The following is a 19,954-nucleotide window of genomic DNA, read 5'->3' as shown; positions in this document are numbered from 1 at the left end:
CCATTGTTTCAGAATTTTCAAGGTTCTGTGACGAACTTGGCAGCCGAAACGCCCGCGAACAACCGGATCCGGGTCAGTGGGAGGGCATTGCAGCCCACAGAAGATTGTCAGTGTCCGCCACTAGAATGGGGGTTCAACTGTTTAATAAGGAGCCTTTGTGGTCGGCTTGACTGTCCTGGACCTCGTCCTGATCCTGGCGCTGCTGTCATACCTGGTTTACGGCCTCCGCAATGGGTTCCTGGTCACTGTCGGCGGCCTGGCCGGTTTCGCAGCCGGCGCCGTCGCGGCGTTCTTTGCCGTCCCCCTGGTCAGCACCTTCGTTCCGGACTCCGGATGGCGGCTGACCGCCATCATTGCTGCCGCCGTCGTCCTCATGGCACTGGGCCACGGGCTGGGCACCATGGTGGGCCGGCAAATCCGCGGCGCCATGCGGATCCGGCCGCTGCGTGCCGTGGACCGTCTGGTGGGCGGGGCCCTGAACCTGGTGGTGTCGGCGCTGGTGATGTCCATGCTTGCCTTCAGTGTCAGCTCCCTGGGCGTGCCGGTCGTGTCGCAGCAATTGGCTGAATCCAAGGTGATCCGGTTCATCGACGGGCTGACCCCCACCCCGGTCAAGGCCACCATGGCCGAGCTGCGGTCCACGGTGATCGGCAACGGGATACCCACGTTGTTCGAAGGCCTGGACCAGGGCCAGCCGGTCCAGGTGCCCAACGCCAGCACCAACACTCCCGCCTTGAACAAGGCCGCCCAGTCGGTCCTGAGGATCGCCGGCACGGCGTACGAATGCGGCCAGAACCAGACCGGCACCGGGTTCGTGGTGTCCCAAGGCCGCGTGGTCACCAACGCGCACGTTGTGGCGGGCGTGTCGCAGCCCGTCGTGGAGATGCCCGACGGCGGCGCGATGCCGGGGCGTGTGGTCTACTTCGACACCAAGCGGGACCTGGCAGTCCTGGCCGTGGACAACCTGCCGTCACAGCCGCTGCCGCTGAGCCGCGACCTGCCCGGCGGCAGCCAGGCCGCCTTCGCCGGGTACCCCCACGGCGGCCCCTTCCAGTCCAAGCCGGCCACTGTGCAGGACATCGCCACCGTGCTGGTGCCGGACATCTACGGCAACAACCCGTCGCCGGAGGACATCTACCGCCTGGCGGGGGACGTGCAGCCGGGAAACTCGGGTGGCCCGCTGCTGACCACCGACGGCCAGGTGGCCGGCGTGATCTTTGCCAAGGCAACCTCGGACGCTGAAGTGGGATTCGCCATCACCATGAGCGACCTGAACCCGGTGGCCCAGCAGGCGCCCACCCTGTCTGCGCCCGTCTCCTCCGGGCAGTGCATCCAGAAGTAGGGGCCTGCCCGCTACAGGACCTCGGCCAGGTAGTCGATGGCGAGTTTGTAGCCGAACACGCCGGCACCCACGATGACCGCGGCGCAAACCTGCGACAGGTACGAGTGGTGCCGGAACTCCTCGCGCTGGTGCACGTTGGTGATGTGCACCTCGACGGCGGGCAGCTGCACCGCGGCCAGGGCGTCCCGGAGCGCCACGGACGTGTGCGTGAAGGCGCCGGCATTCAGGACAATTCCTGCGGCGGCGCCCCGGGCCGCGTGGATGGCGTCCAGCAGGACACCCTCATGGTTGGACTGCACGCACTCCACCGCGAATCCGTGCTTGGCAGCGGCGGCAGCGGCCAGCTGCTCCACGTCCGCGAGGGTTGAGGTGCCGTACTTCTCCGGCTCCCGGGTGCCCAGCAGGTTCAGGTTGGGGCCGTTGATAACGAGGATGGTGCCGCGGCCGGCTTCGACGGTGGAGGAGGCTTCAGTCATGCCTGCAAATCTATCGGTTGGTGCTGCCCGCCGCGCATTCTTACGTTGGTATGGGCGGCGGGCAGCGGGGCGGTAGCGGCAGCTAGAGGGCCGTGAGTTTGAACAGCAGCGCGTGCTCCGGGTTCAACGTGGGCATGGGCAGCCCCACTTCGGCGAGGAACCGGCCGCTGGCAACCGCGCCGCCTGCAAGCCAGGCCGGGGGCTGGACCTGGGTGAAGGTGTGGGCGTAGTCGGCGTCCACCGGCGTGGGGAAGACGGCTTCCACCTGGTAGCTCCGCTCCGCGTCCAACCCGGGAATGCCCATCCTGCCGGGGGTCTCGGACGCCGAGGTGCGCAGGCCCACGACGGCGAACAGGGCCGTCGTCGCGCCTTCAACGGGCGCGGGAGCAACCACGCCGTACAACTGGAACGCGTCATCGGCGATGTCTGCGTGGACCGGCAGCCCGCTGTGGATAAGGTCCCGGTGTTCCTTGTACAGCCCCACCAGGCGCCGCAACTCTTCCCGGTCCTTGCCTTGGACCACCCGGACGTCCCATTCCATCCCGAAGTGGCCGAACAAGGCCGTAATGGCCCGGAACGAGAGGTCGTGGGTGCGGGCGGTGGTATGCGAGGTGGTGGGGCCGATGTGGCTGCCTACCAGCTCGGGCGGGACCACAACGCCGGTCCAGCGCTGGATGGTTTGGCGCTCCAGCGCGTCATTGCAGTCCGAAGCCCAGATGCGGTCGGTCCGCTCCAGGATGCCCAGGTCCACGCGGGCGCCCCCGGACGAGCAGCTCTCGATTTCGACACCGGGATGGGCCTTGCGGAGTTCATCGAACAGTCGGTAGGCGGCCAGGGTCTGTGCATGGACGGAGGAGCGTCCGGCGTGACCGTGTTCCACGAGGTCACGGTTCTGGTCCCATTTCAGGTAGCTGATGTTGTTGCCGGACAGGAGCGCGGAAATCCGGTCGAACACGTACTGCCAGGCCTCCGGGTTCACCAGGTCGATGACATGCTGGTTGCGCCATTCAAGGGGCAGCCGGCCGCCGTCCTTGTGCGCTGCGGCGGAAGGACCCACGATCCAGTCCGGGTGCGCACGGGCCACGTCCGAAGCCAGGTTGACCATCTCCGGCTCCACCCACAGGCCGAACTCCATGCCGCGGGAGGTGACGGCATCGATCAGCGGCGTCAGCCCGTCCGGCCACACCCTCTCGTCGACGTACCAGTCGCCCAGCCCGGCGTGATCGTCGCGGCGCCCGCGGAACCAGCCGTCGTCGAGCACGAAGCGCTCCACGCCAAGGTCCGCCGCGGAATCAGCCAGTTCGATCAGCGTGTCCAGGTTGTGGTCGAAATACACTGCCTCCCAGGTGTTCAGTACTACCGGGCGCGGTTTCCCGGCCGGCAGCCCGGTGGCTGCGGCAGGCAGCACATGGTGCGGCCGGGAACGGAACCAGCTGTAGAAGGCCTCGCTGATGCCGTCCAGGCCGTGGCCGGAGTACGCGGCGAACAGGGCCGGCGTGGTGTAACCGGCACCCGGTTCGAGGATGACTTCGGCCGGCCCCAGCAGCTCCGAGCCGCCAATCACGGTGCGGCCATCGCCGATGGTGTCCGCGAACTGTTCGTGGTTGCCGCTCCAGGCCAGGTGCGTTGCCCACACCTTGCCGTGCCGGTTGCCGAAGCCCTCGGTGCCTGCGGCGAAGATCAGTGAAGAGTCGTGCCCGGTGCGGCCGTGCCGGCCGGTGCGGACCCACGTGCCCTGCTGGATGCGCTGCCGTTGTGGGTGGCGTTCCCGGCACCAGCGGCCGGTGAGGTCCAGGAGTTCGACGGCGTCGGGGGCCACCGGGAGGACGGTTGCCAGCTCGTCCACCTGGAACGGGGTGGTGCCGTCATTGGTGATGGTGTGGCGCAGTTCCAGCAGGCCGCCGTCGTGCAGCGTGAGGGAGGTGGAGACGCTGATGCCGGCGTCGGCGTCTGACTGCCCAATCGTGGCGGTGCCGCCCTCGGCGTGGACGGACGTAAGGCGGAGGCGGGTCGAGAAGTCGAAGCCGGAGCCGTAGCCGGTGATGCGGTGCCCGCGCAGGGCGGGGCGTCCCCGCCACGAGGAGGATGCCTGGGGGAGGAGGCCGGACGGTACGCGCGCGTCGACCGAAGAGTGCCCGACAGGTCCGGCCAGGAAACCCAGGTCCGGCAGCACCGCCCCCAGGTCGGCACCCCAATGGATGACCTCGGCCTCCCCGCTGTCGAAGCTGATCAGCAGGCTGGTGCCGGCGGAACGGAGATACAGGGGATCCATAGGAGGTCTCTTTCAGTGTTCAGCGTTGCGTCTTAAGTTACGCACAGGAGGGAAATCCGGGAAGGGGTGGCCGGGCGCCGCCGCCGCGAGGAGGAGGACGGCGGCGCCTGGCCGGTGGCTGCGACCACATACGCAGCCACGTGGGAGGGGTTACTTGAACAGGGCGTTGACCTGGTCGTTGGCCTGGGTCAGGGAGCCGGCCTTGGCCTTGCCGGATACCACGGCGTCCATGGCCGGCTTCATGATGCCGTCAACCTTGGCGGCGTTGTCCGCGATCGGGTAGAGGAAGGTGGTGCCGTCCTTGACCTGCTGGCTGAACGGGGTCACGTCCACGCCCTTGGCCTTGAACGCTTCTACGGCCTTGTCGGCGGAGGTCTTGATGGCGGGGAAGACAACGGCCTTGGCAGCCACCACGTCCTGGCAGGCTGCGGAGCCCAGGTATTCCACCCACTTAACGGCGGCCTCCGGCTTCTTGGTGCCGGCGTAGATGGAGTCCGCCAGGCCGTTGTACATGCTGGCGCGTTTGCCGTTGACTCCCGTGGGCGTCGGGGCGATGCCCACCTTGACGTCCTTGTAACCGGTGTACTGGCCGATCATCCACGAACCGTTGGCGTTGATGACGGACTTGCCGGCGGCAAAGGTGTCCGCCATGCTGGCGCCCACCGTGGTTTCAAGCTTGGGCATGTAGCCCTTGTCCGCCAGCCCCGCGAACCAGTCGATGCTTTCCTGGAACTTGGGGTCGTCGTAGTTGAAGTGCTTGCCCCACGGGTTCTTGTCCGTGTGCGTCCAGTCGGTGGTTCCGGTCAGGTAGCTCCACTCGGTCTGGCCCTGGCCGGAGCCGGAGCCGTTGAGCCCGAGCCCGTAGACGGCCACGTTGTTCTTGTCGAAGCCGGACTCGTCGCCGCGCTTGCCGTTCTTGTCCACGGTCAGGTGGGCGATCGTCTTTTCGTACGTGCCGCCGTCCTGGGGGTTCCACGTCAGGGTGGCCATCTGCTCCGGGGTGACGCCGGCGTCGGCCGCGAGCTTGGTGTTGTAGAACAGGGCGATGGTGTCCCAGTCCTTGGGGAGGCCGTACCGCTTGCCGTCCTGGCCCACCCAGAGGTCCGCGAGCCCGGAGTTGTAGATGCCGGTATCGAGGTTGTCCTTCTTGACGGCGTCATCGAGGGCGAGCAGCTGCTTGTTCTTGATGAATTCGGGGTACTTGCCCAGGTGGTCGGTGAAGACGTCCGGCGCGGTGCCCGCCACGAAGCCGTTGGTGAGGGTGCCCCAGTAATCGTCCCAGCCGCGCTGGGTGACCTTGACGGTGATGTCCGGGTTGGCCTTGTGGAAGTCGTCGGCGCACTGCTTGTACGCCGGGAGCTGGTTGGCATCCCACAGCCAGTAGTTGATTTCGCCCTTGCCGGCCTCGGCGGATCCGCCGCCTCCGCAGGCCGAGAGTGCCAGGACTGCGGCCGCCGCTGCGGCGAGGGAGGTGAGTGCTGTCTTTTTCATGGGTGTTCCTTTCACAGTGCTTCCGGGCAGGCCGCCATGGCCCGGCGCCGGGGATGGGACGGGTGGGTTACGCGGGAAGGGGTGTTACTTGATGCCGGAGAAGCCGATGGAGTTGACGATTTTCTTGCCGAACGCGGCGAACAGGATCAGGACCGGCAGGGCGGAGACAAGGGTGGCTGCCATCAGCCCGGACCAGTCCGGCGCGCCTTGCGGCGACTGGGATTTGAAGACGCCCAGGCCCACCGTGAGGACGCGGACGGATTCGTCCTGGCCCACCAGCAGAGGCCAGAAGTACTCGTTCCACTGGCCGATGAAGGTGAGCAGGGCGAGCGTGGCGATGGGGGCTGCGGCGTTGGGCAGGATGATCTGGAAGAAGATGCGAAGGTGCTTGGCGCCGTCGAGCATGGCCGCTTCCTCCACCTCGCGGGACATGTTCAGGAAGAACTGCCGCAGGAAGAAGATGGCGAACGGGGTCATGAAAATGTAGGGGAGGACCAGCCCCGCCAGGGTGTTGAGCAGGCCCAGGTTCTTGATGAGCAGGAAGTTGGGCAGCGCCGTGAAGATCGGCGGCACCATCATGGTGGCCAGGAAGAGGCTGAACACAAGGTTCCGTCCCCGCCACCGCAGCCGGGCGAACGCGTAGGCGGCCATGGCGCTGAAGAACACGGCTCCGGTGGTGGTGATGGAGGCGAAGAGCACGGAGTTGCGGAGGTAGCTCCAGAAGTCGATCTGGGCGCCGGAGCCGCCCTCGGCGACAGCTTCCTCCGGTGACTGCAGGCCGAAGACCCGTTTGAAGGCGCCCAGGTTGAAGTCTGCCGGGAGCAGGTTGGTGGCGTTGCCGGCAAGGGATCCGTTGGTGGACAGCGCCGTCCGCAGGATCCAGTAGAACGGGAGGACCGAGACGGCGACCGCGAGGGCGACAAGGGCCCAGGCTGCGGCGCGGCGCCAGCTGAACGGACGACGGCGGGCGGCGGGCCGGGCGGGGGCGGAAACTTTTGCGGTGGTCATGGGAGTGTCCTTAGTCCAGGTCTGATTCGTTGCCCTTGAGGAACTTCATCTGGATGAAGGCCACCAGGGCGAGGATGACGAAGAGGATGACTGCCAGGGCGGAGCCGTATCCGAAGTCCGATTCCGTGAAGGCCTTTTGGTAGATGTAGAACTGCAGCACCCGGCTGGCGTTGACCGGGCCGCCAAGGGTGGTCACGGCCACGGTGTCGAACACCTGGAAGGAGCCGATGACGGTGACGATCAGGACCAGGACCAGGACGGGACGCAGCAGCGGCACGGTGATTTTGCGGAAGGTCTGCCAGGGCGAGGCGCCGTCCAGGTTGGCCACCTCGTAGACATGGTGGGGGATGGACTGCAGGCCGGCGAAGAGCAGCAGTGCCGTGTAGCCCATATGCCGCCACGTGTTGATGAGCGCCTGGGTGGGGATGGCCCATTCCTCGCTGCCGAAAAATGCCACTTTGGGCAGCCCGATGGACTCGATGAAGTAGTTGACGATGCCGATCTGGTAGTCCAGCAGCCAGAACCACAGGAGGGCGGCGATCACGTTGGCCATGAGGTACGGCAGCAGGAGTGCGCCGCGGATCCAGGTGGACTTGGCCACCCGGTGCATCAGGAGGGCCAGCCCCAGGGCGAGTGCGGTCTGCAGGACGATATTGATCAGGACGTACTGCGAGGTGACTGCCAAGGCGTTCCAGAACAAGGGATCCTTGGCGATTGCCTCGTAGTTGGCGGTTCCGATCCACGTCGGGTCCCCGAGGATGCTGTATTCGGTGAAGCTGAGGTAGATGCCGCGCAACGTCGGCACCAGGTAGAAGACGAGAAATCCGATCATGGCGGGAGCGATGAAGAACAGCGCGATCTTCAGGTCACTTTGTCCCCGGCGCTTCAGCGGCCGGCGCACTGCGTGCTCTGCCGGGCTGGCGTTCCTGGTAAGGGTGGTCATCGTCGACCCTTTCCTGATTGTGATGGAAGTAACAAGCTGCGGAACAATCTACACGAGTAGATGCGAGAGTGGCAAGAGGTTAATTTTTGCCTGTATTCATGGCATTTTGTCCATTTGGCGGATATTGACTCGAGTAGAAACCGGTGCAAGACTCAGATATCACCCTGACGAAAGGCATGACAATGACGTTCTCGATCGGCATCGTGGGCGCGGGCCAGTTCGGCTCCCAGTTCGCGCACCTGTTCAACCTGCACCCCGGTGTCCACGCCGTTTACGTGGCCGATGAGCGCCCCGAGCGGGCGGCCGAGGCTGTCGAACGGTACAACCTGGCGGGGCAGGAAGCGGACTTTGACGCCCTGCTGGCCTCCGACGTCGACGCCGTTGCCATCTTTACCCAGCGCTGGACCCACGGCCCGCTGGTGGAACGGGCGCTCCGAGCCGGCAAGCACGTCTACTCCGCCGTTCCCATGGCCGTCTCGGAAGCGGAAATCGCCCGCATCATCGACGCCGTCCGGGAAACCGGAAATGTCTACATGATGGGTGAGACCAGCTACTACAACCCCGCGACGGTCTATGCCCGGGAGCAGCACGCCGCCGGCAAATTCGGCAGGGTGTTTTACTCCGAGGGCGATTACGTCCACGACATGGACCTGGGGTTCTATGACGCCTACCAGTACAGCGGCGGCGAGCGATGGAAAGAGACCGCCAGCTACCCGCCCATGCTCTACCCCACGCACGCTATCGGCGGCGTGCTCGGGGCCCTGCCGGCACACGCCGTCAGCGTCAGCTGCGTCGGGGTCACGGACCAGCGGAACGACGGCGTCTTCGACAAGGACGTCAGCATGTTCGGCAACGACCTTTCCAACGCCACCGCGCTCTTCGAACTGAACGACGGCGGCGCCATGCGCACCAACGAAATGCGCCGGGTGGGCTACCCCTCCCACATCCGCGAATCCAGGTTCCGGTTCTTCGGCACGGAGGCCAGCTTCGAACAACTCGCCAAAGTCACCGTGTGGCAGGACAAACAGGACGTCCACGACATCTCCGACCAGATGGAAACCCGGCCCAGCATTCCCCTGGACGATCCGTCGCTGGCCAACGTCGCCCCCGAACTCCGGGACGCGTTCGTCTCGGGACTCGCCCCGGTGCACGACGCAGCCCGGCTGCCCGCGGAGTTCCAGGGCGCCCCCAACGGGCATGAAGGCAGCCACCATTTCCTGGTGGACGACTTCGTCACCGCGGTGAACAACCGCACGCTGCCGCCCGTCAATGCCTGGGTTGCCGCCCGGTTCACGCTGCCCGGGATCGTGGCCCACGAATCGGCGCAGCAAAACGGCGCGCGGCTGCCTATTCGTGACTTCGGCGACGCGCCCGCCACCTGGTAGCTAGCATGTACTCCATGACCACTTCGGCTGTGCCGTCCCCGCGCGGGCCGGTGACGCGCAAGGATGTTGCCCGGTTCGCGGGCGTCAGCACCGCCGTCGTCAGCTACGTGGTCAATGGAGGTCCCAAGAAGGTGGCCCCTGCCACCGAAGCCAAAGTCCAGGACGCCATCCGCGTCCTCGGCTACCGGCCCAATGCCGCTGCCAGGGCGCTAAAGCTGGGGTCCAGCGAGACGCTGGGGCTCATTGTCCCGGACATCGCCAACCCCTTCTTCTCGCTGTTCTCCCACGCGGTGGAGGACGCGGCCGCCGCCCTTGGCTACGCCCTGGTCCTGAGCAACTCGGACGGGAACCTGGCCAAGGAGCGGCGGAACGTCCGCAACCTCGCCGCGCGGCAGGTGGACGGGGTGCTGCTCGCCAGCGTTCTCTTCGAACCGGACCTCGAAGTCCTGGAAACGGCGGACATTCCGGCGGTGCTGTTGAACCAGGAACGCGATGCGCCCGGGTTCAACAGTGTTGGCGTGGATCTGGCAACAGGTGCCAGGATCGCGGTGCAGCACCTCATTGGCCATGGGCACACCAATATTGGGCTGGCGATGGGCACCAACGTTTCCGGCTCCACCGATGGCCGCGAGCTGGGCTGGCGCGAGGCACTCCAGGAGGCGGGCCTGCCGGAAGGGCCCATCGCCTACAGTGCGTTCACCAGGCCCGGCGGGTACGTCGCCGGGCAGCGGCTGCTGGCATCGGTGAACCGGCCCACGGCCATCTTTGCCACGTCCGACATGCAGGGCATCGGACTCCTCCGCGCCATCCACGAGGCAGGCCTTTCGGTTCCGGGCGATATCGCCGTCGCGTCCTTTGACGGGTCGGCGGACTCGGAATACTCCTGGCCGCCGCTGACCACCGTGGAACAGCCGGTGGTGGCCATGGCGGAAGCCGCCGTCGGGGCGCTGGTGGGAGCCGGCCGTGGTGAGAAACCGCGGCACCGGATCTTCCCCACCACCCTGCGCATCCGCCAGTCCTGCGGCTGCCCGTAAGGGCTTAAGCCGGGGCGGCGATCCGCAGCCGGCTGACGCTCTCCTGCAGGATCCGGCGGGCATCCGCGCTGAGACCGGAATCGCTGATGACCTCGTCCGCTTCCTCCAGTGCGGCGATGGTGCTCATGCCTTGGGTGCCCCACTTGGTGTGGTCGGCCACCACCACCAGCTTCCGGGATGCCGCCACGAATGCGCGGTCAGTCTCGGCCTCCAGCAGGTTGGGGGTGGTGAATCCAGCTTCGGGGTCCATGCCATGCACCCCCAGGAACAGCAGGTCCAGATGCAGCTGCTTCAACGCGGCGGTGGCGATCGGCCCCACGAGGGCGTCCGACGGCGTGCGTTCGCCGCCGATCAGGATCACGGTGGAACCGTAGCGGGCAGCCCCCGAAGCCGCCCCGTGGTGGAAAAGGTCCGCAATGCGCACGGAATTGGTCACCACCGTGATCCGTGGCCCCTTGGCCAGTTCCTGGGCCAGGGCCCACGTGGTGGTCCCCGCGCTGAGGCCCACCGCCATGCCCTCATGCACCATCCGCGCGGCTTCGGCCGCAATGGCCCGCTTCTCGGCCGGCAGCTGGGTCGACTTCAGTTCAAAGCCGGGCTCATGGGTGGTTGCCCCGCCGGGGAGCTTGGCACCGCCGTGGATCCGCTCCACCCGGCCGCCCTCCTCCAGCAGCTCGATGTCCCGCCGGACCGTCATGAGCGAGACACCCAGCTGGTGGGCGAGGTCTGACACACGGACCACCCGCTCCCGCTGGACGGCGTCCACGATGGCCTGGTGACGTGCTGCGGGGAGCATGGAGTTCCTTTCGGGCGGCTAAGGGAGGAATGTCCCGTTCACGTTCCATCTTTGCCTACCCCTTGCTGGAACCGAGAGTCAGCCCCGCCACGAACTGCCGCTGCAGGAGCAGGTAGATGATCAGGGTGGGGATGACGGTGATGACCGCACCCGCCGCCAGGAGGTTGTAATTGTTCAGGAACTGTCCCTGGAGGTTGTTGATGGCGGTGGTGATGGGGAGCCGGTTTCCGCTCTGGATGAAGAGCAGGGGCCAGAAGTAGTCGTTGTAGATGAAGATGACTTCCAGCGTGCCCAGGGCGGCGAACGCCGGCCGGCACAGCGGCAGGATGATTTCCCTGTACTGCCGCCAGATGCCCGCCCCGTCGACCAGTGCCGCTTCGGTCAGGTCTGCGGACAGCGCTTTCATGTAGTTGGACAGCACGAAGGTGCAGAACCCCATCTGGAAGGCCGTGTCCACGGCGATCACGACGATGTAGGTGTTGAGCATGTTCCCGGAGTCGCTGAACGAGTAGGGCACCGTCAGGTGCTTGGCCATCTCGAACAGGGGCGCGGCGAGGACCTGCGGTGGAAGGAGGTTGCCCGCCGTGAACATGATCAGCAGCGTGATGTTGAACTTCCAACTGACCCGGCTCACGGCGAAGGCCATGAGGGAGGCCAGGAACAGCGTCAGCAGCACGGCCGGGACGGTGATGATCACCGAATTCCAGAAGTACGTTGAGAATCCGCCCTGGGTCCAGGCCTGGATGAAGTTGTCGAAGTTGAATGCGCCGGCCAGGCTGAAGTACCCGTACTGGTTGGTGGAGGCCACCGGCCTGAGTGCGGTGAAGACGGACCAGCCGAGCGGGACCAGCCACATGATGGCCATGATGGTCAGGAAGATGTGGGTTCCGTAGTGCCGCTTGGGGCGGCTGCCTGACCGGGTTCCGGCGTCTGCCGGAACCGGCCGGGGCCGGGCTGCAACATTGCTCATGCTCTGTTCTCCTTGCCAAAGGTGCGGCTGAGGTAGAAAACGATGGGGACAAGGGAAATCACCAGCAGGACCACGGCCAGCGCGGAGCCCACGCCGATCACCTGGCCCTCGCCCACGAGGTTCTGGATGACCAGCGCGCTGAGCATCTCCAGGCCGTTGGTGCCGCGGTTGATCACGTACACCACGTCGAATGCGCGGAGGGACTCGATGATGGTGATGACCACGATGACGATGTTGATCGGCCGCATGGCCGGGAAGACCACGCGGAAGAACGTCTGCGTGGCGGAGGCTCCGTCGATGGCTGCCGCTTCCTTCAGGCTGGGGTCCACGCCCTTGAGGCCGGCCAGGTAGAGCAACATGACGTAGCCGGCGTGGCGCCAGGTGGCGGCGATCATGGCGGCCCAGATGTTGACGGACGAATCGCCGAACCAGTCCACTGCCTGGGGCGTCCCCGCCGTTCCCAGGATGAAGTTCAGCAGACCGTTGTCACGCTGGTAGAACAGCTGCCAGATGATGCCGATGAGGGCGAGGGACAGCATGACCGGGGCGAAGAAGATGCTCTGGTAGATCTTGCCGCCGCGGATGTTCTGGTCAAGGAGTACGGCCAGGAGCAGGCCCAGCGGCGTGGCGATGAGGGCCAGGAACAACAGCCACAGCATGTTGTGCTGCACCGCGGGCCAGAACGGCGGGTAGTCCTGGGTGATGAACTGGTAGTTGTCGGTGCCGGCCGGGCGGAGGTCGGCCAGGTCCAGGCCATTCCAGCGGCTGAAGCTCAGCCCGACGGACATCAGCATGGGCAGCCAGACCAGCATCAGTTCAATCAGGGTGGGAATCCCCACCATCAGGGCCAGGACCAGCTTGTCCCGGCTGGACAGGCGGCGTACCCGGCCGCGCCCGGGCCGCCTTTTCGAGGGCGCTCCGGCCGGGTCCCTGGACTCCGGCGGGATCAATTCTTGTGCGGTGCTGCTCATGGGATTCTTCCCCTTGCTTGGTCCGGATGCAGGAGGGGGAACGACGACGGCGCACGCCACGTGCCGCCGTCGCCGTTCCGTGGGTGGAACTACTGCGCTGCGTACAGGGTCTTGGCCTGGGCCTCAAGGTTCTTGACGTCCATGGTGCCGTCCTTGATGAACGTCTGCAGGGCCGGAATCATCACGTTGTTGGCCATGGCCGGCAGCGCATCGCGGTCGAAGAACTGGCTGATGTTCTTCGCGCCCGCAATCGTGTCGGCGCATTTCTTGTTCAGGGGCGTGAACGATGAAGTGTCCGCGCCCTTGGCGGTGGCGATGTTTGATGAGTCCACCTTGGCGTAGGCATTCTGGGCCTCCGGGGTGCCGAGGAACGCCAGGAAGTCGCGGGCTGCCTTGTTGTCCCCGCCCTTCTTGGACAACAGCAGTCCGTCGATGGGGGCTTCGACGGAGTCCCTGCCTTCCATGGCGATCTCCGGGAAAGCGAAGAAGTCGATGTCGGCCAGGACCGTGGGGTCGGTGAACTGCTGGGTGACGAAGGAACCAAGCAGGTACATGCCGGTCTTCTTCGCCTCCAGGGCCTTTGCGGCGTCCTGCCAGGTCTGCCCGAGGGCGGCAGGGTCCTGGAACGGCAGGAGCGCCTTCCAGGTGTCAAAGACGGCGCTGACTTTCTGCTGGTCCCAGGACTCCTTGTGGGCGCAGAGGTCCACGTGGAACTGGTACCCGTTGAGCCGCATGTTGATGTAGTCGAAGGTGCCCATGGCCGGCCAGCCGTCCTTGTCGGCAAAACCGATGGGAATCAGCCCGTCGGCCTTCATCTTCGTGGCCAGCGCCTTGAGGTCATCGAACGTTGCCGGTACCTGGTAGCCCTTTTCGGTCCAGAGGCTCTTCCGGTAGAAGAACCCCCACGGGTAGTTGTAGTTGGGAACGAAGTACATCTTCCCGTCAGGGCCGGTGGACGCCTTCTTCAGGGCGTCCGAATAGTTGGCGCCCACGGTCTGCCAGACATCGTCGATGGGTGCCAGCAGTCCCTTGCCCGCGTAGTACTGCATCCGGTACCCGGCGAACCAGGTGAACGCATCGTCGGGGGAGCCTTGCAGGTAGGAGTTGATCTTGTTCTGGAAATCGTTGTGGGGTACCACGTTGGTGGTGACCGTCTTGCCCGTCTTGGCGGTGAAGGCGTCCGTCACGGCCTGGTAGGCGCGCTTGGGCACGTCGTCGGAGGCTCCGGAGCCGAAAGTGAGCCCGGAGGATTCCGACCCCGTTGCCGACGGTGCGCTGCCGCCGGTGCAGGCGGCGAGGAACGGGATGCCGGCCAGGCCAACCGCTCCTACGCCGACTGTCTTGAGGATGGTCCGCCTGCTCGGAAATGCGGTGGCAGACGCATCAAACTGTGAAGCCATGTTCTCTCCCTTGAAAAATAGCCGCGTGTGAGGCACCTCACATACGCTGACTATAACCTCGCAAAAGCGAACAGGGAAGAACGCTAAATAACATTTTGCGTGTCGATTTTTTTGAATCGTCACAAATGCGAGTGGCCCCGTTTTCCCCGCGGTGGCGGGGAAAACGGGGCCACTCTGTGGCTCCCGGCTTGATACTAAGCCAGTGTTACTTTCTGAGCGACTGCGCGATCTGCTGCATGATCGTGGGGTCCGAAAGGGTGGTGGCGTCGCCCGGGTCCCGGCCTTCCGCGACGTCCTTGAGCAGGCGTCGCATGATCTTCCCCGAACGGGTCTTGGGCAGTTCGGGGACCACCAGGATGTTCTTCGGCTTGGCGATCGGGCCGATCTCCTTGCCTACGTGGTTGCGCAGTTCCTGGACGGTAGCGTCGCCATTGTTCACGGCATCACCGCGCAGGATGACAAAGGCGACGACGGCCTGGCCGGTGGTCTCGTCCGAGGCGCCCACGACGGCGGCCTCCGCCACTGCGGGGTGGGATACCAGGGCGGATTCGATCTCCGTGGTGGAGAGCCGGTGTCCGGAGACGTTCATGACGTCGTCCACCCGGCCCAGGAGCCAGATGTCCCCGTCTTCGTCCTTCTTGGCCCCGTCCCCGGCGAAGTACATGTTTTCGAACCGGGACCAGTACGTGTCCTTGAACCGCTCGGGGTCACCCCAGATGCCACGCAGCATGGCCGGCCAGGGTTCGCGGATCACCAGGAAGCCGCCGTGGCCGTAGGGAACGGACTGGCCCATCTCGTCCACCACGTCCACGGCAATGCCGGGCAACGGCACCTGGGCCGAGCCTGGCTTGGTGGCCGTGACGCCCGGCAGCGGGGCGATCATCTGGGCGCCGGTTTCGGTCTGCCACCAGGTGTCCACGATCGGCGCCTTGTCGCCGCCTATCACCTTGCGATACCACATCCATGCCTCGGGGTTGATCGGCTCGCCCACCGAACCCAGGACGCGGATCGAGGACAGATCGTACTTGCCCGGGATCTCGGCACCCCACTTCATGAAGGTGCGGATGGCGGTAGGGGCGGTGTAGAGGATGGAGACCTTGTACTTCTCCACGATCTCCCACCAGCGGCCCTGGTGCGGGGAGTCCGGGGTGCCCTCGTACATGACCTGGGTGGCGCCGTTGATGAGCGGGGCGTAGGCGACGTAGGAGTGGCCGGTGATCCAGCCGACGTCGGCCGTGCACCAGTAGACGTCCGTTTCCGGGTGCAGGTCGAAGACGGCCTTGTGCGTGTACGCGCCCTGGGTGAGGTACCCGCCGGTGGTGTGCAGGATCCCCTTGGGCTTCCCGGTGGTCCCGGAGGTGTAGAGGATGAACAGCGGGTGCTCGGAATCGTGGCCCACTGCGGTGTGTTCCGCCGACGCGGCGCCCACGGTGTCCGCCCACCAGTGGTCACGGCCCTCGTGCCAGTCCACGTCCTGCCCGTTGCGCTTGACCACCACCACGTTCTGCACGGTGTGGCCGTCGTGGGCCAGGGCGTCGTCGACGGCCGGCTTCAGCGGGCTGGGCTTGCCGCGCCGGTAGGTACCGTCAGCGGTCACCACCAGCTTGGCTTCGGCGTCATCGATCCGGGAGCGGAGCGCCTCGGCCGAGAACCCCCCGAACACCACCGAGTGCACCGCGCCGATCCGGGCACACGCCAGCAGCGTGATGACGGCCTCCGGGATCATCGGCAGGTACACGGCCACCCGGTCACCCTTGGCCACGCCCAACGACTCGAAAGCGTTGGCCGCCTTCTTCACTTCTTCGGTCAGCTCTGCATAGGTGTAGGCGCGGGTGTCGCCGGGTTCGCCCTCGAAATAGATGGCCACGCGGTCTCCGTTGCCGGCCTCCACGTGCCGGTCCAGGGCGTTGTATGCGGCGTTGATTTCACCGCCAACGAACCATTTCGCGAACGGCGGATCGGACCAGTCCAGCGCCTGCGTAAAGTCCTTGGACCACGTCAGCAACTCCCGGGCCTTCTTCGCCCAGAACGCCGGCCGGTCCGCGTTCGCATCGTCGTATTCGGCTGCCGTGGCGACGGCGCCCGCCGCGAACTCGGCGCTGGGAGGGAAGGCCCGGGTCTCGTGCAGCAGGTTCGCGAAGGCGTCGCCCTGCTGGCTGGGCTGGGCTGCGGCCGGAGCGGACTCGGACGGAACCGTGGCCGTGGAGCTGGGGGTGTCCTGGGACATATGAACCTCATCATTCATCGATCGTCGCCGCGCGGGACGCCATCGCCGCAGGGCCCGCCGTTCGCGCGGCACTGGGCTCCAGCCGGGACGGAGATACCGCAAAGAGCTGTTCCGCCACCAAGCCTAATGCTTGCCACGGATGCAATGTGCCCGCCGTCACAGATGGGGCAGCGAACGGCATTTGTTAAGCGGTGAATGGTGTGCAAGCCACTCCGGCGGCCTCGCGTCGGCTAGTGATCAGCTTGGCTGTTGACTAGGCTGAGATGGAATTGTGACTTCACTTCGGAGGGCTCCGACCAGGCATGAACCGTGCCCTGCCGGAGCCGGACCGCATGTCAAGACGGCACAGTTTTCGGGTCCGTACGGGCCCTGTGCCGCCACGCTAAGGAGAGCAGAATGAACCAGCAGAGCTTCGGCCAGCGAACGGCCCCGCAGACGCAAGCGGGACCCGGCGGCTCCGGGTCCGCGGGGGGACCCGGCCACCAGACCCCTGCCGGCAGCACCGCTCCAGGGCAGAAGGCAGGATCGGGAAAGATTGACCCGAATGCCAACCAGGCCGTGCTCGGTCCGTTCACCGTGCGCGACCTTGCGGTTTTCGCCGGCACCCTGGTGCTCTTCGTTGCGTCCCTGCTGCCCCTGTTCGGCGCACGGTACAACCTGTGGAACCTCAACAACCTCTTCTTCCTGGGACTGGGCATCATCCTGCCGCTGATCGCCAGCGCGCTGTTCGCCGCACGCCGCCTGGCTCCCGGCACCAAAATCAGGGTGGGGTCGCTGTCCATTGACCAGTTCGCGTCAGTGGTGGCCTCCTTCGCCGTCGCCTTTTTCTTCCTGTCGGTTGCGGGCGCCTATGTCACCAGCCTGCTGGTGGGCCTGATCGGCTCCCTGGTCCTTTTCGCCGCCACGGTCCTGGGCCGCTTCATTCCTTATCTCGCCGGTGATTTCAAGGGCCGTCCCGACGCCCCGGCCCATATCGTGGCACGCGAAGCCGCAGTGCCGGCGCGGAAGCCCCGCGCCCCCAAGCCAGCCAAGCCGGAGTCCGGCTCCGGCCAGTCCAAGACCGGCTTCGGGCTCAAGGGTGCAGGCGTCTTTGGCGGCGGAGGTGCCGGGTCATCCGCGGTCCAGCCGGGAGGTGCCGGCCACGGACCCGCCGGCACCGCGCACCCGCCCGCCACGGCCGCCGTGCCTGCCTCCGCCGCTGCAGCGTCTGCCCCTGCTCCGGCCGCTGCTCCGGCCGCCTCGGCTCCGGCCGCTGCTCCGGTCGCCTCGGCTCCTGCTCCGGCCGCCTCGGCTCCTGCTCCTTCCGCGCCGGCATCCTCCACTCCGGTTTCCACCGCGCCTGAGGTCTCGGATCGTACCCCTGAGCTGGATGCCGGCCCGCCCACCCAGGCAGCCGACGTCGTCCGCCCCGCTGCGCCGCCCGCGGCGGAGGAAACCCAGGCAGCCGACGTCGTCCGCCCCCCTGCGCCGCCCGCGGCGGAGGAAACCCGGCATGGCGATGCTCCGGCAGCGGGTGCCCCGCAGCCGGCCTGGGAGCCACCGGCCGCTACGGCGGTGCACCAGCAGATCCGAACGGAAGAGCCCATCGGCGCAACCGTGGACCCCGCTGCCCGCCACGACGAGACGGACGCCCAGCCCGCCCACGAGGCATTCTGGTTTGCCGTGGCGCAGCACCGCACCGCCTTTGATCCCCGCACCGGGGCGCCTGCCTTCGTCATCGAACCCGGCGGGTGGGTCCTGGCACTGGAAGACCGGGGACATGAGTTCCTGGTCCAGCACACTGACGGCCGGCTGGGCGTCCTGCGCGACCTCAGCAACATCGAACGGGGCTGACGTCCATGGCCGGGCTCCGGGCGGCCAGGCCCGGCGGGAATGACCCCGCCGGGCATACCGCGAACAACGGCCAGGCTCCCGGCATGCCGGCGGTCCCGGCGGAATCCTTGCTGGCACTGAAGCGGCGGGCGCGGCGCATCAACAAGGCGCTGGCCGAAAAATACCCCTACGCCCATGCGGAGCTCGACTTCCGCAACCCCTTCGAACTGCTCGTGGCAACCGTGCTGTCCGCCCAGACCACCGACGTCACCGTCAACCAGGTCACCAAAGTGCTGTTCGCGCGCTGGCCTGACGCCCGCTCCCTGGCGGAAGCGGACCCGGTGGAGCTGGAAGCCATCCTCAAACCCACCGGATTCTTCCGGGCCAAAGCCAAGAACGTCCTCGCGCTGTGCACGCGGCTCGTGGATGACTTCGACGGCGAGGTTCCGGGCCGGATGAAGGAACTGGTCACGTTGCCCGGCGTCGGACGCAAGACAGCCAACGTAGTGCTGGGCAACGCCTTCGGCGTCCCGGGCATCTCCGTGGACACCCACTTCGCCCGTCTTGCCAAGCGGTTCGGCTGGACGCAGTCCGAGGATCCCGTGCAGATCGAACAGGACGTCGCCGGGCTCTTTGAGCGCAAGGACTGGACCATGCTGTCCCACCGGGTCATCTTCCACGGCCGGCGCGTTTGCCACGCCCGCAGGCCTGCCTGCGGTGCCTGCCCCGTGGCCAACTGGTGCCCCTCCTACGGCATGGGAGAGACGGACCCGGCCAAGGCCGCCAAGCTCCTGAAATATGAGCTCGCGCCCGGCAGCGAAGCCCTGCTGGAGCAGTACCTGTCAGAACAGCACCGGGCGGCCGAGATCCGGATGGCTTCCCAGGTGAGGACCCCGTGAGCGCGCGCGAAGACCTCGCCAGGCTGGTCCGGCAGGCCGAATCGGGAACCGCCGGGAACCCCGACCCCGCGCTGGGCCGCGCTGACCGTGGATGTTGAGCGGGCCCGCAGGGCCGCCGTCCTCATGCTTTTCGGCGTGCTCGACGACGTCCCTGCGGCGTCCGGCAAACCGTTGGCCCCGGCCGACCTGGATGTCCTGCTCCTGGAACGCGCCCACACCCTGGGGTCCCACCCGGGACAGGTGGCCTTCCCCGGCGGCAGCATCGACCCGGACGAGACACCTGTGGCGGCTGCGCTGAGGGAGGCCGAGGAGGAAACCGGATTGGATTCGGCAGGCGTGGAGGTGCTGGGCACCCTCCAGGAGCTGGGCCTGGCGCACAGCAACTTCCTGGTGACGCCGGTCCTCGCTTGGTGGCATGCACCGTCACCGGTCCGGGTGGTGGACTACGGCGAATCGGCCCAGGTGTTCCGCGTCCCGGTCCGGGACCTGTTGGACCCTGACAACCGGGTGATGGCCACCGTCCACCGGGCAGGCCGCACCTTCGACAGCCCCGCCTTTACCGTCAATGGAGTGGTGGTGTGGGGGTTCACCGGGATTGTGCTGAGCGGGCTGTTCGACCAGCTCGGCTGGTCCGTCCCGTGGGACCGGAACCGGCTGCACCCGGTGGCCGTCTAAGCGTCAGGCCTGCCGGCGCAAGTCCACCACAATGCCCGTGGCCGCATTTTCCCGCACGGCCTTGATGCCGTCACGCAGCATCGTCAAGGACCGAAAAGTCGGAGAAACCGCAACGATATTCCCTTCGGCGTCTGTGAGCCGCAGCCGGTAGGACTCGTCCCCAACACGGTGTATTTCAAATCTTCCCGCCATGGACGGGGACCTCCCTGGTATGCGTCGTTGCATCAGTGACCGGATCTGTTTCAGCCATTTT

16 protein-coding genes and 1 pseudogene are annotated in these 19,954 nt (G+C 66.4%); 6 read left to right on the top strand and 11 right to left on the bottom strand.

The features are described from left to right. Positions 1–157: 157 nt before the first annotated feature. Positions 158–1,342, top strand: coding sequence for a MarP family serine protease (locus ACFVVC_RS21135; protein ID WP_285246961.1), 1,185 nt, complete (start codon positions 158–160; stop codon positions 1,340–1,342). Between the two features lie 11 nt (positions 1,343–1,353). Here ACFVVC_RS21135 and aroQ read toward each other — a convergent pair whose 3' ends face one another. The 5 genes from aroQ to ACFVVC_RS21110 form a co-directional block, all read right to left on the bottom strand. Next, positions 1,354–1,818, bottom strand: coding sequence for a type II 3-dehydroquinate dehydratase (gene aroQ / locus ACFVVC_RS21130; RefSeq protein ID WP_387457978.1), 465 nt, complete (start codon positions 1,816–1,818; stop codon positions 1,354–1,356). Between the two features lie 82 nt (positions 1,819–1,900). Next, a complete protein-coding gene (locus ACFVVC_RS21125; RefSeq protein ID WP_387457975.1) occupies positions 1,901–4,090 on the bottom strand; it encodes an alpha-galactosidase in 2,190 nt (729 codons plus the stop codon). Positions 4,091–4,240: 150 nt separating this feature from the next. Further along, complete coding sequence (locus tag ACFVVC_RS21120; protein ID WP_387457972.1) at positions 4,241–5,581, bottom strand: ABC transporter substrate-binding protein; 1,341 nt, start codon at positions 5,579–5,581, stop codon at positions 4,241–4,243. Between the two features lie 84 nt (positions 5,582–5,665). Continuing rightward, entirely contained in the window at positions 5,666–6,589 is a 924-nt protein-coding gene (locus ACFVVC_RS21115; protein ID WP_018761853.1) for a carbohydrate ABC transporter permease, read from the bottom strand. A gap of 10 nt (positions 6,590–6,599) precedes the next feature. After that, positions 6,600–7,532, bottom strand: coding sequence for a carbohydrate ABC transporter permease (locus ACFVVC_RS21110; RefSeq protein ID WP_387457968.1), 933 nt, complete (start codon positions 7,530–7,532; stop codon positions 6,600–6,602). Between the two features lie 182 nt (positions 7,533–7,714). Between ACFVVC_RS21110 and ACFVVC_RS21105 the strand changes: the two genes are divergently transcribed. Next, a complete protein-coding gene (locus tag ACFVVC_RS21105) occupies positions 7,715–8,917 on the top strand; it encodes a Gfo/Idh/MocA family protein (RefSeq protein WP_387457965.1) in 1,203 nt (400 codons plus the stop codon). Positions 8,918–8,922: 5 nt separating this feature from the next. After that, positions 8,923–9,951 carry a LacI family DNA-binding transcriptional regulator gene (locus ACFVVC_RS21100; RefSeq protein ID WP_387457962.1) on the top strand — a complete coding sequence of 343 codons (1,029 nt, stop codon included), beginning with the start codon at positions 8,923–8,925 and terminating at the stop codon, positions 9,949–9,951. A gap of 4 nt (positions 9,952–9,955) precedes the next feature. Here the strand turns inward: ACFVVC_RS21100 and ACFVVC_RS21095 are convergent, their stop codons facing one another. From ACFVVC_RS21095 to acs, 5 genes are all read right to left on the bottom strand, one after another. Further along, a complete protein-coding gene (locus ACFVVC_RS21095) occupies positions 9,956–10,747 on the bottom strand; it encodes a DeoR/GlpR family DNA-binding transcription regulator (RefSeq protein WP_387457959.1) in 792 nt (263 codons plus the stop codon). Positions 10,748–10,802: 55 nt separating this feature from the next. Further along, positions 10,803–11,717: a carbohydrate ABC transporter permease gene (locus tag ACFVVC_RS21090; protein ID WP_387457956.1), complete on the bottom strand. Its 915-nt coding sequence runs from the start codon at positions 11,715–11,717 to the stop codon at positions 10,803–10,805. Next, positions 11,714–12,688: a carbohydrate ABC transporter permease gene (locus ACFVVC_RS21085; RefSeq protein ID WP_387457953.1), complete on the bottom strand. Its 975-nt coding sequence runs from the start codon at positions 12,686–12,688 to the stop codon at positions 11,714–11,716. Before ACFVVC_RS21085 ends, ACFVVC_RS21090 begins: the two co-directional genes overlap by 4 nt. Positions 12,689–12,777: 89 nt before the next feature. Then, positions 12,778–14,088, bottom strand: coding sequence for an ABC transporter substrate-binding protein (locus tag ACFVVC_RS21080; protein ID WP_387457950.1), 1,311 nt, complete (start codon positions 14,086–14,088; stop codon positions 12,778–12,780). Positions 14,089–14,293: 205 nt separating this feature from the next. Then, complete coding sequence (gene acs, locus ACFVVC_RS21075; protein ID WP_387457947.1) at positions 14,294–16,315, bottom strand: acetate--CoA ligase; 2,022 nt, start codon at positions 16,313–16,315, stop codon at positions 14,294–14,296. Between the two features lie 396 nt (positions 16,316–16,711). Here acs and ACFVVC_RS21070 point away from each other — a divergent pair, with 396 nt between their 5' ends. From ACFVVC_RS21070 to ACFVVC_RS21060, 3 genes and pseudogenes are all read left to right on the top strand, one after another. Beyond that, the gene (locus ACFVVC_RS21070; protein WP_387457944.1) at positions 16,712–18,148 is read left to right on the top strand and encodes a hypothetical protein; all 1,437 of its coding nucleotides are present in this window, start codon (positions 16,712–16,714) and stop codon (positions 18,146–18,148) included. Between the two features lie 83 nt (positions 18,149–18,231). Continuing rightward, positions 18,232–19,026, top strand: a complete 795-nt coding sequence (gene nth, locus ACFVVC_RS21065) for an endonuclease III (RefSeq protein ID WP_387458020.1) — start codon at positions 18,232–18,234, stop codon at positions 19,024–19,026. Next, positions 19,023–19,701, top strand: a pseudogene (locus tag ACFVVC_RS21060) (NUDIX hydrolase). Before nth ends, ACFVVC_RS21060 begins: the two are co-directional and overlap by 4 nt. 3 nt (positions 19,702–19,704) lie before the next feature. Here the strand turns inward: ACFVVC_RS21060 and ACFVVC_RS21055 are convergent. Then, on the bottom strand, positions 19,705–19,893 hold the full coding sequence (locus ACFVVC_RS21055) for a YegP family protein (protein ID WP_387457941.1): 189 nt from the start codon (positions 19,891–19,893) through the stop codon (positions 19,705–19,707). Between the last annotated feature and the right edge of the window lie 61 nt (positions 19,894–19,954).

Origin of the sequence: Pseudarthrobacter sp. NPDC058196, from assembly GCF_042882685.1 — a bacterium.
In the GTDB taxonomy this organism is placed as follows: Bacteria; Actinomycetota; Actinomycetes; order Actinomycetales; family Micrococcaceae; genus Arthrobacter.
Note: the sequence above shows the minus strand (reverse complement) of the source record. Positions and strands in the feature narration are given on the sequence as shown.